This is a genomic window from Enterococcus gallinarum NBRC 100675, from assembly GCF_001544275.1.
Classification (GTDB): domain Bacteria; phylum Bacillota; class Bacilli; order Lactobacillales; family Enterococcaceae; genus Enterococcus_D; species Enterococcus_D gallinarum.
This window is the reverse complement of the sequence record NZ_BCQE01000012.1, coordinates 58934-76126: the sequence shown is the minus strand read 5'-3', so window position 1 is coordinate 76126 and position 17193 is coordinate 58934. Positions and strand designations below refer to the sequence as shown.

The window sequence follows — 17193 nt, the reverse complement described above, 5'->3', positions numbered from 1 at the left end:
GAGGAGGAACAAAATGAAACTACGCTGGAAGATCGCCATTTTAGTAGGGGTGCTTTTGATAGTAGGCTTGGGCTATGCCGGAAATTTTTTTTATAATTACGCAGTTGTCCCATCAGAAAAAGATTTTTTAAAAGGTGATACCTCTGGAACGGACAAAAGCAATGCGAATCCTGAAGCGGAGGAGTGGTTTACCGCTCCGGAAAATCGTCAAATGTGGCAACTTGAATCCTCAGATGGATTGATGTTGTCCGGAATTTACTTGCCTGCCCAAAAATCACAGCACAAAACAGTGATTGTCGCCCATGGTTATATGGGAAACGCAGAGACGATGGGAGTTTATGCGAAGATGTTCCATGATCTAGGATATAACGTATTGGTTCCTGATGCCCGCGGTCATGGAGAAAGCCAAGGCGATTATATAGGATTTGGATGGCCAGAACGGAAAGATTATGTCCAATGGATCGATCAAATCTTAAAAGAAAGCGGCAAGGAAGAATCCATTGTTTTATACGGTGTAAGTATGGGAGCTGCTACCGTGATGATGACCAGTGGCGAAAAGTTGCCTGCCAACGTAACAGCGATCATTGAGGACTGCGGTTATGCTTCTGTAAATGAGGAATTGAGCTATCAATTGGATCAATTATTTGGTTTGCCAGCATTTCCTTTGATCAATGTCACTAGTCTGGTTACCAAGCTAAGAGCTGGTTACTTCTTTGGCGAAGCAGATGCCGTGAAACAGTTGCACAAGAACACTCGTCCAATGCTCTTCATCCATGGTGATTCGGATACTTTCGTTCCTTATTCAATGTTGGCAGAAGTTTATGCTGCTACAGATGCGCCAAAAGAAAAATGGGTAGTCAAAGGGGCGGAACATGCCCAAAGCTACACGAAAGATCCAAAACGTTACCAGGAAAAAATTGCGGCATTCCTTGAAAAGTATGATCACTTGCCAGAATAGCAAAAAAAGAGCGAAGATCTACGGATCTTCGCTCTTTTTGTAATGAGTAGCTTATAAATTAGCAAATTTTTCTAACAAACGAATCATTTGGCAAGTAAAACCATATTCATTGTCATACCATGCAACAGTTTTGACCAATTGGAAGTCTCCTACAGTAGTTACTTCTGTTTGTGTCGGGTCAAAGATTGATCCTTGCGTCGTACCGATAACATCGCCAGAAACGATTTCACGGTCATCGTAGCCAAAAGAAGGATTGTCGATCGTGTGTTTCTTGATGGCTTCATTGACTTCTTCTGCGGTTACTTTTTGTTTCAGAATCGATACCAATTCTGTTAAAGATCCATCGACAACAGGTACCCGTTGTGCGTGTCCTTGAAGTTTGCCATTTAGTTCTGGAATGACCAAACCAATCGCTTTCGCTGCTCCTGTTGAATGAGGGATCGTATTATCAGCGGCTGAACGCGCAGCTCGCAGGTTGCCTCCCCGTACCGGGCCATCCAAAAGCATTTGAGTAGAAGTGTAGGCATGGACAGTCGTCATAGTTCCTACTTCGATCCCAAATTCTTCATTTAGGAAATAAGCCATTGGAGCTAAACAATTGGTTGTACAAGAACCAGCTGAAATGATTTTGTCCTCTGCAGTAAGTGTATCACTATTGACATTGTAAACGATCGTTTTCATTTTTCCTGCTGGTGCAGAGATAACGACACGTTTTACACCGGCATCTAAGTGTGCTTGTGCTTTTTCTTCAGATGTATAAAAGCCTGTACATTCTAAAACGATATCCACGCCATTTTCTTTCACCCAAGGAATTTTGCTGGCATCAGGTTCTGCGTAGACTTTTGTTTCTTCTCCATCAACGACGATCGCATCATCTGTGGCAGTGACTGTGCCTGGATAGGTACCATGAGTTGAATCAAACTGGAGTAACTGGGCTAGCATGACTGGGCTCGTCAAATCATTGATCGCCACGACTTCGATATCATCTGATACTTCTTTGATTCGACGGAAGGCCAAGCGACCGATACGTCCGAATCCATTTATTCCCACTTTTACTGTCATAATCTATTGTTCCTCCTCTTTTTTTGATCTTACAATTAAAATTCTGCTACGAAACCAAGATTCTGTCAAAGAAAAACCCTTAATTTTTTATCTAGTTCTTTGGGAAAAGAGGCAGAAAAGATAGACAAATGGCCTTGCGGTCGTTACAATTAAATAGACTTTCTTAAAGGTGAACTTTGGCCTGCAAATGGCATGAATTGTATTCAAATTGGTTTATTAGAAGGTAAGAAGAGAGAATGGAGGGCACATAACATGTCCATGTTTTTAGATCAGGTAACAATCGATGTCAAAGCTGGTAAAGGCGGAGACGGGATGGTTGCATTTAGAAGAGAAAAATACGTTCCCGATGGCGGACCAGCCGGTGGGGATGGTGGCCGCGGCGGTGATGTGATTTTAGTTGTCGACGAAGGCTTGCGTACGTTAATGGATTTCCGTTTCAATCGTCATTTTAAAGCACAACCAGGTGAAAACGGAATGAGTAAAGGGATGCATGGCCGCGGAGCAGAAGATACGTATATCAAAGTTCCCCAAGGAACCACTGTCCGCGATGCAGACACAGGTGCTTTGCTAGGAGATCTGTTGGAGCAAGGACAGACGTTGACGATTGCCAAAGGCGGCCGTGGCGGTCGTGGCAATATCCGTTTTGCTTCTCCAAAGAATCCGGCGCCAGAACTAGCTGAAAATGGCGAACCTGGCCAAGAAAGAAAAATTGAATTGGAATTGAAAGTACTAGCTGATGTCGGCTTGGTTGGTTTCCCATCCGTAGGAAAATCTACATTACTTTCTGTCATTTCTTCTGCAAGACCGAAGATTGGTGCCTATCACTTTACAACGCTAGTCCCTAATCTAGGGATGGTAACGACTTCAGATGGTCGTAGTTTTGCCGTGGCCGATCTTCCTGGATTGATTGAAGGGGCATCGCAAGGTGTTGGATTAGGTACACAGTTTTTACGACACATTGAACGGACACGAGTGATTTTGCACGTGATCGATATGAGTGGGATGGAAGGGCGCGATCCGTATGAAGACTATCAAGCAATCAATCAAGAATTAGCAACCCATAACTTACGCTTGCTTGAACGTCCGCAAATTATCGTAGCGAATAAAATGGATATGCCAGAATCAGAAGAAAATCTGGTGAAATTCAAAGAGCAATTAGAAAAAGAACAAACCGATGAATTCGCAGATCCTTTGCCGATTTTCCCAATTTCAGGTGTTACTCGTAAGGGAATTGATGCTTTACTGAGTGCAACTGCAGACTTATTAGAAGTCACACCAGAATTCTTATTGTATGATGAGGAAATCGAAGAAGAAGTTGTTCAATATGGGTTCCATTCGGATGAACCAGAATTTACCATTGATCGTGATCCAGATGCTACTTGGATCTTGAGTGGTGAAAAGATTGAGAAACTCTTCCAAATGACTAACTTTGATCATGATGAAACAGTCATGCGTTTTGCCCGTCAATTACGCGGGTTAGGAGTAGACGAAGCGTTACGTGCGCGAGGAGCCAAAGATGGCGATATCGTGCGCATCGGTAATTTTGAGTTTGAATTTGTTGAATAAGATTAGTTGAGTAAGCTTAGTTGCTGCTTTAGATACAGTTAAAGCGTTAGCGCCTAATCCTATCAATAGGAACAACTCTTGATACAACTAGGGAATCTTTATAAAAAAGCGGAGTTATGAGATGACTTCGTTTTTTTATTTGTTTTCTTTTTCAAATAGACAAGATACTGGTAAAATAAAGAAAAGAAAGGGAGCGAAAATTATGGCAAAACGTGTGATTGTAATGAATTTCAACGCAAACTCGGAAGCATTCCAAGCATTTTCTGAAGTAAAACGCATGCATATGGAACGAAAAATCAAAGGAGAACAAATGGCTGTGATCACTCATACAGAATCCGGTGCGCACCAGTTCAAGATCGAAGATTTTCTAGACTTTACCGGTAATAACAAAGCATCGACTGGTGGAATGATTGGGATGCTAGTAGGAATTCTGGGAGGACCATTAGGAATCATGTTAGGCTGGTTCGGCGGTAGTATGATTGGCGCGACACGAGACGCCAAAGAAATCCAAAATGCACAATTGCTGTTTGAACATGTCAGCACCCAAATTGGGGTAGGCGACACTGGCTTATTGTTGATTGCAGACGAGGAAGACAATCGTCCACTAAATCAGTTGATCATGAATCAATTAGGTGGGGAAATTACTCGCTTTGACTATGATGAAGTAGAAGCAGAAATTGAAACGGCTAAAAAAGTCGAAGAAAAAACGAAAGCACAAGCGCAAGAAGATTGGAAAAAGTCTCATTCCCAATCTGAAGAAGAACAGGAATAAACTATAAATTGCATCTGACCTTCGTTTCCGCTAAAATTGGGGGAAGATGAAAGGAAAGAAGTATATGGAATTAGAATTTTTAGGTACCGGTGCAGGCGTACCAGCGAAACATCGGAATGTAACAAGCACAGCACTGCGGTTACTTGATGAACGCAATGCTGTTTGGTTGTTTGACTGTGGTGAAGGCACACAAATGCAGATTTTGCATTCTACGATTCGCCCACGGAAAATCGAAAAGATATTCATTACTCACTTACATGGAGATCATATTTATGGATTGCCTGGATTGATCAGCAGTCGCTCCTTTCAAGGGGGCGCTTCACCGTTAGAGATTTATGGGCCCATAGGTATTGAAGAATTTGTGCGGACCGTGTTAAGAATTTCTCAAACAAAATTGAGCTACCCGTTAGTTTTTCATGAGATCACAAAAGAAGGCATTCTCTTCAAGGACAAACAGTTTACCGTTTCTTGCCGTCGGTTGGATCACGGAATTGAAAGCTTTGGGTATCGAGTCGAAGAAGCGAGTCACCAAGGAGAGCTTCAGGTAGAAGCTTTGACTGCATTAGGAATCAAACCGGGTCCAGTTTTTGGTCGACTGAAAAAAGGCGAAATCGTCACGTTGGAAGATGGACGACAAATCAACGGAGGCGACTATGTAGGTGAAGCGAAAAAGGGACGTACCGTCACGATTTTAGGAGATACTCGCCTTTGTGCCAATTCGATCTTATTGGCTGAAAATGCAGATGTACTGGTTCACGAAAGTACCTTCAATAAAGATGAAGCTAAAATGGCTCGCGCCTATTTTCATTCTACAACGGTGCAGGCGGCTGAAGTAGCCAAACAAGCACAGGTAAAACGATTGCTTTTGACGCACATTAGTGCACGCTATGTTGGGAAAGATATTACAAATCTGGCAAATGAAGCAAAAGCTGTATTTCCTAATACGGTGATCGTGAAAGACTTCGATGTCATCGATGTCCCATTTGCAGAAAAAGGAGATCAAGATGTTGTTAGAAAATAAAGTAATTGTCGTAACTGGCGGATCTGCTGGCTTAGGGGAACAAATCTGTTATGAAGCAGCGCGTCGCGGTGCGATCGTGGTGATTTGTGCCCGTAGAAGTCAGTTGATCAACAAAGTCAAAGAACATTGTATGACATTAAGTGGCAAACCAGCTTATGCCTTTCAATTGGATATTGCAGACCCTGAAAGTGTCGAAAATGTCATTGCTTCGATTCGTGAAAAGGTCGGAAAAGTGGACATTCTTGTCAACAATGCTGGTTTTGGTATTTTTCAAGAATTTACAGAAATGAAACCAGAAACGATCCGCAATATGTTTGAAGTGAACGTATTAGGGATGATGGTCTTAACACAGCAAATTGCTTTAGAAATGGTCGATCAGCGCTCTGGTCATATCATCAATGTGGCATCGATGGCTGGGAAAATTGCTACACCAAAAACTGCAGTGTATTCGGCAACCAAATTTGCTGTATTAGGTTTTTCAAATGCGTTGCGTTTGGAGTTGAAACCTTTCGGCATCCATGTGACAACTGTCAATCCGGGGCCTATCGAAACAGCCTTCTTTGACCAAGCAGATCCTAGTGGCAATTATTTAGCTTCTTTAGGGACATTTGTTCTTGAACCAACAAAACTGGCAAAGACCATCGTTAAAGCGATGATTCATCCAAAACGAGAGATCAATCGCCCACAAGTGATGGGAGTAGCTGCAAAATTCTACACACTATTCCCAGCTATTGGGGACTACTTGGCTGGAAGTCTATTCAATAAAAAATAGGAGTTGTTTTTGATGAAAAATCAATGGCGAGTAATCGTAGGTATTTTGTTGGTTTTAGTGATCGTCCTTTTTGCGGTCGCCAATAATATGACTGTTCCAATCAATTTTGGCTTTACTAGCATCAAAGCGCCTCTGATCTTGATTATCATTGGGGCGGCTTTGTTGGGGGCACTGATTATCTTACTAGTGTCAACTAGTACGATGTTCCAACAAAAGAAAGAATTAAAAAGATTACGGAAAGAATTGGCTGACTTTCAACAAAATAATGAAGAAAAATTGCAAGAACAGCGTGAGGTATTAGAACGGGAATATGCAAACAAGCAAGCAGACCTCGCCTTGAGGGAACAACAAATTGCTGAAGCAGAAGCAAAAACTGCGGCAGTTGTGCCTGGTGAACCACCAATTATAGAAAATCGTCAAGATACGTTTCCAGAGTAATGGTAAGCTTGCACTCTTGTTCTTCAAAAGAGGGTTTTGGGACTCCAACCAGAACGGTAAATCTCTGAAGTGAGGCGCAAGATTGGCTCACCACTCTTTTGCAACAAATGAGCGAAATAATAACGACATCCTTCGATGGTCTTTCGATAAACGACCGAAGGATGTCGTTTTTATTGTACTAGAAATAGGACAGAAAAAGGAGAGAAGCTGGTAGTGCTTTTTTGGTCAACGCTTTTCTTTTCTCCAAAATATTTGCTATAATTACCAAGTTAGGAGTGATTGTGTGAAACGCGCGAACTTTCATTGGCTGAGACCACAAAAAAGTGAATTATCAGCTGATTTCGAGGAAATGATCCAAGCAAGAGGTTTGTCACCATTAATAGGTCAATTATTATGGCAGCGGAATATTCGAACAGCAGCAGACTTGCAAAGTTTTTTAGAACCGGATTTGCAGGGACTTCATGATCCATTTTTGTTTTATGATATGGAAAAAGCCGTCGATAGAATTCAGACAGCGATCATGAATGAAGAGCGTATTCTGATTTATGGAGACTACGATGCTGATGGTATTACGAGCACGACTGTCTTAAAAGAAGCGCTGGAATTATTGGGTGCGGATGTTGAATTTTATCTGCCCAATCGCTTTACCGATGGCTACGGGCCCAATCTTTCCGTTTATCAAGATAAAATCGCAGCTGGTGTGCAATTGATTATAACTGTTGATAATGGTGTATCTGGTCATGAGGCATTGGCTTATGCCAAAGAAGCACAGGTAGATGTTATCGTTACAGATCACCATGAGTTGCCACCAGAATTACCCGATGCGTATGCCATCATTCATCCTCGTCATCCATTAGGAAATTATCCTTTTCCAGATTTGGCGGGGGTCGGAGTCGCATTCAAAGTCGCTACTGCGTTATTAGAAGAAGTGCCAGTCGAATTATTAGATCTCGTGGCAATTGGTACGATCGCCGACATGGTGTCGCTCACTGGTGAGAATCGCATTCTGGTCACTAACGGATTAAAAATGATCCAGCAAACCGAACGTGCGGGGCTCTCGGCACTGATCGAAGTGAGTGGTCTGAAGAAACGGGCAATCAATGAAACGGATATTGGTTTTGCCATCGGACCTCGTTTGAATGCGATTGGACGCTTGGAAGATGCCAATCCTGCGGTAACACTTATGTCGACATTTGATCCAGAAGAAGCCCAATCGTTAGCCAACCAATTAGATACGATCAATCTTCAAAGAAAGCAATATGTGGAAACGATTTTGAAAGAAGCTCAGAACATGCTTTCCGATTCAAATCAAGTCCATTTGATTGTGGGAGATGATTGGCATGAAGGTGTCTTAGGGATCGTTGCTGGACGATTGATGCAACAGACTGGCAGGCCGGTCCTTGTTTTAACCAAAAAAAGCAACGGTATTGCTAAAGGTTCTGGGCGCAGCGTTGCAGCATTAAATCTATTTGACATGCTCTCTGGAATGCGTGAAATGTTTACCAGCTTTGGTGGACACCACGCGGCAGTAGGGCTCAGTGTGCCTATTGATCACCTTTCGATGCTCCAAGAACGTATGAATCAATACGTGGTCGATAATCGGATCGATCTTTCTAGCGGGATTCCGTTACCGATTGATGAAGAATTGTCTTTAGCAGAAATTACGACAAATTTTATCGAGTCGCTGAAAATTTTAGCTCCCTTTGGTACAGACAACCCAATCCCAAAGTTTTTGATTACGAATATTTCTGCTGATAATGGCCGACAAATTGGTACAGAGAATCAGCATTTAAAAGTCAGTCTTACAGATGGAGAAAATGGTCAATTAGATGTGATCGGTTTTGGTTTTGGATCACAGCTAGTAGAATTTGAGAGTGAAGGATTGGCCGTTGTGGGGCAATTATCTGTCAATGAATGGAACGGCAAGAAGAAACCACAGCTGATGTTGGAAGATTTTGAAGTCAACGGCATACAGCTGTTCGACTTGCGTTCAAAGAAAAATCGGCAAGGGCTGACCCTTGATGCCCAAACATTAGGGGTTGCTTTTTCGGATAAATTACCTTCAGAGATAGAACGATTTTGTCCGAACGTTCATGTTTATCAAACGTTAGACGATTTGACAGCTTTTTTTGGTTCAGGAAATTATACGCAACTTGCTTTTCTAGACTGTCCTAGCGAGAAAGAGCTTTTGAGAAAAATCATTCAAGAAATACCTGTCAATCGTATCTATTTGATTTTAGTATCCACAGAGGATGCTTATTTGGATGGTGTCGGGACTAGAGAACAATACGGCCGTTTGTTTCAACTGATCAATCAGCAGAATGGGATTGATATTCGCTATAAACTGCCAATGGTAGCTAACTACTTGCAGATTCCAGAAAAATTATTAATTTTTATGATTCAAGTGTTTTTTGATTTGAAATTTGTTACAATAAAAGATGGCGTTTTGAAAAAAGTCCCTGATCCAGAGAATAAGCCGCTTAATGAGAGTGTGTTGTATCAACAGCGACTTGCAAAAATCAAAACAGAAGAAGACTTACTAATGAGTGATTTATCAACGATTCGCAAATGGTTGATATCTTAGGAGGAAAAAACATGAATTTAAAAGACTATATTGCCAGCATTCCGGATTATCCGCAAGAAGGAATTGTCTTTCGCGACATCTCTCCATTGATGGCTGATGGAGAAGCTTATCGTTATGCAACACAGCAAATCGTCGAGTACGCTCAGGAAAAAGGGATCGACATGGTGGTTGGACCTGAAGCTCGTGGGTTTATTGTTGGTTGTCCCGTGGCGTATCAACTGGGTGTTGGTTTTGCGCCAGTACGTAAAAAAGGCAAGCTACCTCGAAAAACGATTGAAGCAACATACCAGAAAGAATATGGCGTGGATATTTTGACGTTACACGAAGATGCGATTAAACCTGGCCAACGGGTATTGATTTGTGATGATTTACTTGCAACCGGCGGCACGATTAAAGCAACGATCGAACTTGTGGAAAAATTAGGCGGCATCGTAGTTGGCTGTGCTTTTCTGATCGAGTTGATGGACTTGCAAGGCAGAGACAAAATCACTGGATACGAAATCAAAACATTGATGGAATATTAATCGAAAAAAGCCAGATCAATTTTGATCTGGCTTTTTTTTGTTTGTTTGGCAGCAACACCGAAATAATCGACCTACTGTTCGTAATGATAAAAATCATGGTCGTGGTAATAAGTTTGGTTTCTCTTTCGTTCTGCTTGGCGGAATTTCTTTTCATCCCATAGCATGAACCACAGCATCATCAAAGGGCAAAAAATCAGAACTGCACTGAGTACGCCAAAATAACCAATAATGATCCCTGTTAACAACACCCACAAAATAAAACCAAATCGACGAACTGCTTTCATTATTTTCACTCCTTATAAAAATGCGAACTTATGTTTGTAAAACTATTATACGAATGTTTGTTCGGTTTGTAAAGAGGAAATAAAAAAAATCTTCGAAGGTTCGAAGATTTAAGGAATCGATTAAAGTAAGTGACGGTAGAGACCAACGACTAAGCCTAAAATCGTTACATCTGGCAAGATGATAGGTTCTAGGTAATCATTTTCCGGTTGCAAACGGATGTGATCCTGTTCTTTGAAAAATCTCTTACAGGTGGCTTCATCTTCATCCGTCATTGCAATGACAATGTCCCCGTTTTGAGCACTTTGCTGTTTGCGAACGATGACTTGATCACCGTCTAAGATTCCAGCGTTGATCATACTTTCACCGCGAATCGTCAACATGAACAAACTGCCGGTGCTATTTGCTAAATCAGGCGGTATCGGGAAAAAATCGGAGGCGTCTTCTACAGCTAAGATCGGTTCACCAGCCGTAACGACTCCTAGCATTGGGATCGAGTTTGGCTGCACATCGATTTTTTCTAATCCGGAGGAAGTCAATTCAATCGCTCTTGGTTTTGTTGGGTCGCGTAAAATCAAGCCTTTTTTTTCAAGCCTGGATAAATGTCCGTGGACGGTAGAAGTAGAGGATAGCTGAACGGCTTCGCCAATTTCGCGAACAGTCGGCGGATAGCCTTTTTCAGTGACTCGTGTATGAATAAACTTAAGAATCTCGATTTGTCGATTTTCTGTTCGTTTTGCCAAAACTGACACCTTCTTTCATTTGATAGTCTTAGTGTACCATAGGAGAAACGACAATTCAAACAAATGTTCGCTTTTTGTTACTATTGTTTTTTTGTCAGGTTTTGTATAAGATAAAGTAGTGAAAAGGAGGTGTCGAAATGTTATCCAAAGAAAAATTAGCCCGCATTAATGAGCTAGCCAAAAAGAAAAAAGTGCAAGGTCTATCTGCTGATGAAACGATCGAACAGCAAAAGCTTCGCGAAGAATATTTACAAGCTTTTCGTGGAGGAATGCGACACCACATTGAAGGAATGAAAATCGTCGATCCTGAAGGACAAGATGTCACTCCAGACAAATTAAAAGAAATTCAAAAGAAAAAAGGATTGCATGGCAGATAAAGATGAATTCCTTTTCATTCCTATTGAAATCCTGAAAGAAATCCCGTATAATATGAGATGTAATAAAGGTAAAAAAAACCTAAATTAGGAGGAATTACCATTGTTTGATAAAATCGATCAATTAGGTGTCAACACCCTTCGTACATTGAGTATCGAAGCCGTACAAAAAGCAAATTCAGGTCATCCCGGTCTGCCAATGGGGGCAGCGCCAATGGCGTATGCCTTGTGGACCAAGCATTTGAAAGTTAATCCGACCACTTCTAGAAACTGGATCGACCGCGACCGGTTCGTCTTGTCTGCTGGACATGGTTCTGCTTTGCTTTACAGCTTACTGCATGTTTCAGGGTATCAAGTAACCACGGAAGACTTGAAAAATTTCCGTCAGTGGGGCAGCCGCACACCAGGACACCCAGAAGTTGGGCATACGGATGGTGTGGAAGCAACGACTGGTCCATTAGGACAAGGAATCGCAATGGCCGTCGGGATGGCGATGGCGGAAGAACATCTAGCGGCGACATACAACCGGGATGAATACAATGTAATCGACCACTATACGTATGCATTATGTGGCGACGGCGACTTGATGGAAGGTGTGTCTCAAGAGGCAGCTTCAATGGCTGGTCATATGAAGCTGGACAAATTGATCGTTTTATATGATTCCAATGATATCTCATTAGATGGACCTACTTCAAAAGCATTCACAGAAAACGTTGGTGCCCGTTTTGAAGCTTACGGTTGGCAACATTTGTTGGTCAAAGACGGCAATGACTTAGAGGCAATCTCACAAGCCATTGAAGCAGCTAAAGCTGAAACAGAGAAACCGACATTGATCGAAATCAAAACAGTCATCGGTTACGGTGCCCCAAATCAAGGAACCTCTGCTGTCCATGGTGCTCCATTAGGTGCGGAAGGTATTTCAGCCGCTAAAGCAATCTATGGCTGGGAGTATCCTGAATTCACCGTGCCAGAAGAAGTAGCGGCTCGTTTCAAAGAAACGATGATCGATGAAGGCCAAAAAGCCGAAGCGGAGTGGAACGAGAAATTCGCTGCTTACAAAGCGGCTTATCCAGAATTAGCTGCACAGTTCGAACAAGCAGTGGCTGGCGAACTACCAGCAGATTGGGATGCAGAACTGCCAACTTATGAAGTAGGCAGCTCACAAGCGAGTCGTGTTTCCAGTAAAGAAATGATCCAAGCCCTTTCAAAAGCTATCCCAAGCCTATGGGGAGGATCGGCCGATCTATCCGGATCCAATAATACGATGGTCGCAGCGGAAAAAGATTTTGAACCTGGTCAATATGAAGGCCGCAACATTTGGTTCGGTGTGCGGGAGTTTGCGATGGCCGCAGCCATGAACGGGATCCAACTTCATGGCGGTACACGCGTGTATGGCGGGACATTCTTCGTCTTTGTTGATTACTTGCGTCCAGCAGTTCGCTTGTCGGCTCTCCAACATGCGCCAGTCATCTATGTTCTGACCCATGATTCTGTGGCTGTTGGTGAAGACGGACCGACCCACGAACCAATCGAACAATTGGCGAGTGTACGCTGCATGCCAAACGTGCAAGTGATCCGACCAGCAGATGGCAACGAAACTCGGGCAGCTTGGAAGATCGCCTTGCAAACGACGAATAAACCAACGGTCTTAGTGTTGAGCCGTCAAAACCTGCCAGTGTTAGCAGGGACGCTAAGTGGTGTCGAAGAAAACGTGGCTAAAGGTGGCTATGTCCTTTCAAAACAAACCGGTGAGACACCAGAAGGCATCTTGATCGCTACTGGTTCAGAAGTGAATCTAGCGGTAGAAGCGCAAGCCAAACTAGCAGAAGCTGGAGTGGATGTGTCTGTCGTATCGCTGCCAAGCTTTGATTTGTTTGAAGCACAGTCGGAAGAGTACAAGGAGAGTGTCTTGCCGAAAGCCGTGAAAAAACGGGTTGCCATCGAAGCAGCTTCCCCATTTGGTTGGGATCGTTACCTAGGCTGCAAAGGCAAAGTCATCGCCATTGATCATTTTGGCGCTTCTGCTCCAGGAAACAAAGTATTGGAAGAGTTCGGCTTTACAGTCGAAAATGTGGTTGCCACTTTCCAATCGATCAAATAAGCGTAAAAAACAAGCGAAATCGCAGCTGATTTCGCTTGTTTTTTTTAAAGTCTTTTCGTTTTTAGGTAGAACAAGATGTTTTTGCGAAAAGACTTTTAAAAAACTATTGAGTTGCTTAAGTTGCACAGAAAAAATTTTTTCCGTATAATGTCTATATTGTTGAATAGTATTGGGACGATGGAGGAAAAGAATGAAAAATTATCAAACCCGCAGTGAAAGACATATCCGCCAACAAAAAGCAGTGATGCCACGACCAAGTAAACGAGCAGTGGTTTCTTTTATTGGGGCTGGATTAGCATTGTCACCAGCGGTGGTCACGCTACTTCCGGAACAGGTCCAAGCAAGTGAATATCAGGCCACTAGTCAAGGAATCGCTAGTTTTATCGAACAGATTGGTTGGTCAGCACAAGACGTTGCGGCCAATAATGATCTTTATGCATCGGTGATGATCGCGCAAGCCATTTTGGAAAGTGGCTATGGCTCATCTACATTATCCAATGCGCCTTACTACAATCTTTTTGGGGTCAAAGGATCATATAACGGGCAATCTGTCTATTTGCCTACAGATGAGTATATCAATGGACAATGGGTCGTAATGAATGAACCATTCCGCCAATATAATTCCTACTGGGAGTCTTTTCAAGATCACGCCAACGTTTTAAGAAGTACAAGCTTCACTTCAGGTAAAGCACATTATAGTGGGGTCTGGAAAAGTCAAACGACTTCTTTTTACGATGCGACCAGCTATCTGACAGGACGCTATGCCACTGATCCAGGTTACGCACAAAAATTAAACTGGCTGATTGAAACGTATCAACTAACTCGTTTTGATACACCAAGTACTGGTGCCACAACGACTTCTGTAACGACAACGACAACGCAATCCACATCGACGACAACAACGACACAAAGTACGGGACAAAGTTATGTCGTAGCATCTGGCGACAGTCTTTGGGATATTGCTTCACGTTTTGGAACAACGGTGGATCAAATCATGGCTGCCAATGGATTAAGCAGTGACTTGATCGTCGTAGGACAGGAATTGATCGTTTGATTTTCGCTATTTATTAGCTAAACGCCAAATGAAATTTCACAAAAACTTTTGTTTTTGTTCTCTTTTAGTAACTAAAAGAAGCAAAGCAAAAGTTTTTTTCTTTGTGAAAAAAACATAAATATTTGGAAAACGCTAACTTTTTGTTCGCAAGTCTGCCGTTTTTTGGGTAGAATAGGAATATGAACTGGAGGGATTGCAAATGACAAAGATTTATCAATCTGTTACCGAGCTAGTTGGGCATACACCCATCGTCAAATTAAACAAGGTGGTTGGAGAGGATTCCGCTGATGTCTACGTAAAACTTGAGTTTTATAATCCAGGGAGCAGCGTGAAGGACCGGATCGCTTTGGCTATGATCGAAAAAGCCGAAAAAGACGGCTCTTTGAAAGCAGGCAATACGATCGTGGAACCAACTTCCGGTAATACTGGGATCGGCTTGGCGATGATCGGTGCAGCGAAAGGGTACCGAGTGGTCATCGTGATGCCTGAGACCATGAGTATCGAACGGCGCAAGCTGATGCAAGCCTATGGTGCTGAATTGATTTTGACACCAGGCTCAGAAGGAATCACAGGTTCAATCAATAAAGCCAAAGAATTGGCTGAACAAGAGGGCTATTTTATGCCGCTGCAATTTGAAAATCCGGCAAATCCCGAGATTCACGAGAAAACAACTGGGAAAGAAATAGAGAATGCCTTTGAATCAAAAGGATTAGATGCCTTTGTCGCTGGTATCGGTACAGGCGGCACGATCACTGGTGCGGGTCGAGAATTAAAACGAGTGTATCCAGACTTAAAAATCTATGGCGTTGAACCGGCAGAATCGGCTATCTTAGAAGGCGGACAACCTGGTCCTCACAAAATCCAAGGAATTGGAACCGGCTTTGTACCTAAAGTTCTTGATACAGAGATCTTTGATCAAGCAATTGCCGTATCAAGTGAAGATGCGATGGCAACAGCAAGAGAAGTGGGCCGTAAAGAGGGCTTGCTCGTAGGTATTTCTTCTGGAGCAGCGATCCATGCAGCACTCAAAGTTGCCAAAGAACTGGGAAAAGGCAAAAAAGTCTTAGCGATCGTCCCGGACAATGGAGAACGCTATCTATCGACTGCTTTATATCAAGTGGAAGAATAACAAGGAAAGCGGGCATTGGCAGAATGCCTGCTTTTTCTCCCCTTTTCTTAAGGACTGTGGAATTTTTCGTGTTTGTTTTGTGGTTGATTAAGAATTTTTAGAGAAAGCTGTTTGAATTTTTACCATCTACATAGTATGATATTACAGATAAGAGAATTGGAGGAACTCCTGTGAACACGATATATGACGAGGCAATCAAACAATTAAAACAAGAAAATATCCGTATCACTCCACAAAGGGTTGCGATACTTGAGTTTTTGGCTAGCCACGCATCACATCCTACCGCAGAAGAAATTTACCGAGCGATCGAAGTCCACTTTCCCGGTATTAGTGTAGCGACAGTCTACAATAATCTGCGACTGTTTACGGAGATCGGTTTTGTGAAAGAAATGAACTACGGCGATGCATCCAGTCGCTTTGACTTTACGACAGAGCCGCATTATCATGCAATTTGTCAACGTTGCGGCAAGATTTCTGATTTTTACTATCCTGGATTGGAAGATGTCGAAATGGCCGCTTCCCAACTGACCGGATATAAAATCCAAAGCCATCGCTTAGAAGTATATGGATTGTGTCCAGAGTGTAAAGGAGAAGAGGAATGAAAATTATTTCAACGGATAAAGCACCGCAAGCAATTGGTCCTTATGTACAAGCACGGATTGCTAATGGTTTCTTGTTTGCTTCCGGACAAGTGCCGTTAGATCCTGTTACAGGAGAAGTTGTGGGAGCAACTATCGAAGTTCAGACACAGCAAGTTCTCAAAAATATCGAGGCAATTTTAACTGCCGCCGGTATTACACCAGATGAAATCGTCAAAACAACATGTTTCTTAAAAAACATGGATGATTTTGTTCCATTCAATAATACATACAGCACACTTTTTCATGAACACTTGCCTGCACGTTCAGCAGTTGAAGTGGCCCGTTTACCAAAGGATGTATTGGTGGAAGTAGAGATCATTGCTGTGGTGGCACAATAAAGGAGTCAATGGGACGGTCGTATATATGCGCAGTCCCATTTTTGTTGAGAATGGATTTTATTCTTGATGATGCCAAAATAAAATTGAAAATGGTTTTTATGTAACGATGGGAAAAGAGGACAATAAGATGATTTCTTTACAAGAATATTTAGCCCAGGGGCAAACAACTGTCTCCAATCTGCTTTTGGAAAACTATCATAGCCTTGGTTTAACCAATGATGAATTTGTATTATGGCTTCAGTTGTATCGTTACCACGAACAAGGCAATGATTTTCCTGATTTAGCGATGATTGCTAAAGGGATGGGAAGTGAGCAAAAAGAAATCTATAAATGGTTGAATGAGCTATTGAATAAACAGATCATCGCCATCGAATCCAAGAAAGATTCAGCAGGGAAGATGGTGGATTACTATGAGTTTTCTGGAATCTATGAACGACTGGAAGTTTGTTTGCGGCAAAAAAATCAGCAGGAGGAAAAGCAGAGCTATGATTCAAAAGTACGTTCGCTTTATCAAATGTTTGAGTCCGAATTTGGCCGTCCGCTTTCAGCAATCGAATACCAGCGAATATCACAATGGCTGGAAGAAGATAAATACCAGCCGGATTTGATTCAATTTGCGTTACGTGAGGCGGTTTTGAATCAAGCCTACAGTTTGAATTATATTGATCGCATTTTACTTTCTTGGGAACGGAAAAATATTACCTCGAAAGAACAAGTAGAAGAAGAACAAAAACGCCGTAAAAAACAGTTTATGCAGAAAGAAAATTTGGAACAAACGAATGGACCGGTTCCTAAGATTCCTATGCATAATTGGTTAGAAGGGGAATAAAGGAG

18 protein-coding genes are annotated in these 17193 nt (G+C 42.3%); 15 read left to right on the top strand and 3 right to left on the bottom strand.

The features are described 5' to 3' along the window. Positions 1 to 13: 13 nt before the first annotated feature. A complete protein-coding gene (locus EG2_RS08330; protein WP_060814326.1) occupies positions 14 to 958 on the top strand; it encodes an alpha/beta hydrolase in 945 nt (314 codons plus the stop codon). Between the two features lie 51 nt (positions 959 to 1009). Here the strand turns inward: EG2_RS08330 and gap are convergent, their stop codons facing one another. Next, on the bottom strand, positions 1010 to 2020 hold the full coding sequence (gap, locus tag EG2_RS08325) for a type I glyceraldehyde-3-phosphate dehydrogenase (RefSeq protein ID WP_060814325.1): 1011 nt from the start codon (positions 2018 to 2020) through the stop codon (positions 1010 to 1012). A 252-nt stretch (positions 2021 to 2272) separates the two neighbouring features. Here gap and obgE point away from each other — a divergent pair, with 252 nt between their 5' ends. The 7 genes from obgE to EG2_RS08290 all read left to right on the top strand — a co-directional run bounded on the left by obgE (position 2273) and on the right by EG2_RS08290 (position 9697). Beyond that, positions 2273 to 3586 carry a GTPase ObgE gene (gene obgE / locus EG2_RS08320; protein WP_060814324.1) on the top strand — a complete coding sequence of 438 codons (1314 nt, stop codon included), beginning with the start codon at positions 2273 to 2275 and terminating at the stop codon, positions 3584 to 3586. Between the two features lie 202 nt (positions 3587 to 3788). After that, on the top strand, positions 3789 to 4358 hold the full coding sequence (locus EG2_RS08315; RefSeq protein WP_003126659.1) for a DUF456 domain-containing protein: 570 nt from the start codon (positions 3789 to 3791) through the stop codon (positions 4356 to 4358). Between the two features lie 64 nt (positions 4359 to 4422). Next, a complete protein-coding gene (rnz, locus tag EG2_RS08310) occupies positions 4423 to 5379 on the top strand; it encodes a ribonuclease Z (protein ID WP_060814323.1) in 957 nt (318 codons plus the stop codon). Then, positions 5363 to 6151, top strand: coding sequence for an SDR family NAD(P)-dependent oxidoreductase (locus EG2_RS08305; protein ID WP_003126657.1), 789 nt, complete (start codon positions 5363 to 5365; stop codon positions 6149 to 6151). Before rnz ends, EG2_RS08305 begins: the two co-directional genes overlap by 17 nt. A 12-nt stretch (positions 6152 to 6163) precedes the next feature. Further along, on the top strand, positions 6164 to 6589 hold the full coding sequence (locus EG2_RS08300; protein ID WP_060814322.1) for a LapA family protein: 426 nt from the start codon (positions 6164 to 6166) through the stop codon (positions 6587 to 6589). Positions 6590 to 6872: 283 nt separating this feature from the next. Beyond that, positions 6873 to 9173 (top strand): single-stranded-DNA-specific exonuclease RecJ, encoded by a 2301-nt coding sequence (recJ, locus tag EG2_RS08295; RefSeq protein WP_060814321.1) that lies wholly within the window; start codon positions 6873 to 6875, stop codon positions 9171 to 9173. An 11-nt stretch (positions 9174 to 9184) separates the two neighbouring features. After that, a complete protein-coding gene (locus EG2_RS08290) occupies positions 9185 to 9697 on the top strand; it encodes an adenine phosphoribosyltransferase (RefSeq protein WP_003126654.1) in 513 nt (170 codons plus the stop codon). 71 nt (positions 9698 to 9768) lie between these two features. Here EG2_RS08290 and EG2_RS08285 read toward each other — a convergent pair whose 3' ends face one another. Then, positions 9769 to 9981, bottom strand: coding sequence for a hypothetical protein (locus EG2_RS08285; protein WP_003126653.1), 213 nt, complete (start codon positions 9979 to 9981; stop codon positions 9769 to 9771). A gap of 120 nt (positions 9982 to 10101) precedes the next feature. Then, positions 10102 to 10731, bottom strand: a complete 630-nt coding sequence (lexA, locus tag EG2_RS08280; protein WP_086269194.1) for a transcriptional repressor LexA — start codon at positions 10729 to 10731, stop codon at positions 10102 to 10104. 128 nt (positions 10732 to 10859) lie between these two features. On the opposite strand from lexA, the gene EG2_RS08275 reads away from it, so the two are divergent. The 7 genes from EG2_RS08275 (at position 10860) to EG2_RS08245 (ending at position 17188) form a co-directional block, all read left to right on the top strand. After that, a complete protein-coding gene (locus EG2_RS08275) occupies positions 10860 to 11099 on the top strand; it encodes a DUF896 family protein (RefSeq protein ID WP_003126651.1) in 240 nt (79 codons plus the stop codon). A 100-nt stretch (positions 11100 to 11199) separates the two neighbouring features. After that, positions 11200 to 13197, top strand: coding sequence for a transketolase (gene tkt, locus EG2_RS08270; RefSeq protein WP_060814320.1), 1998 nt, complete (start codon positions 11200 to 11202; stop codon positions 13195 to 13197). 190 nt (positions 13198 to 13387) lie between these two features. After that, positions 13388 to 14251: a glucosaminidase domain-containing protein gene (locus EG2_RS08265; protein ID WP_060814319.1), complete on the top strand. Its 864-nt coding sequence runs from the start codon at positions 13388 to 13390 to the stop codon at positions 14249 to 14251. Between the two features lie 199 nt (positions 14252 to 14450). Continuing rightward, positions 14451 to 15380, top strand: coding sequence for a cysteine synthase A (cysK, locus tag EG2_RS08260; protein WP_003126647.1), 930 nt, complete (start codon positions 14451 to 14453; stop codon positions 15378 to 15380). A gap of 170 nt (positions 15381 to 15550) precedes the next feature. Then, on the top strand, positions 15551 to 15982 hold the full coding sequence (locus EG2_RS08255) for a Fur family transcriptional regulator (protein WP_060814318.1): 432 nt from the start codon (positions 15551 to 15553) through the stop codon (positions 15980 to 15982). Continuing rightward, positions 15979 to 16359 carry a RidA family protein gene (locus EG2_RS08250; RefSeq protein WP_003126645.1) on the top strand — a complete coding sequence of 127 codons (381 nt, stop codon included), beginning with the start codon at positions 15979 to 15981 and terminating at the stop codon, positions 16357 to 16359. Before EG2_RS08255 ends, EG2_RS08250 begins: the two co-directional genes overlap by 4 nt. Positions 16360 to 16486: 127 nt before the next feature. Next, positions 16487 to 17188 carry a DnaD domain protein gene (locus EG2_RS08245; RefSeq protein ID WP_003126644.1) on the top strand — a complete coding sequence of 234 codons (702 nt, stop codon included), beginning with the start codon at positions 16487 to 16489 and terminating at the stop codon, positions 17186 to 17188. Positions 17189 to 17193: the final 5 nt, after the last annotated feature.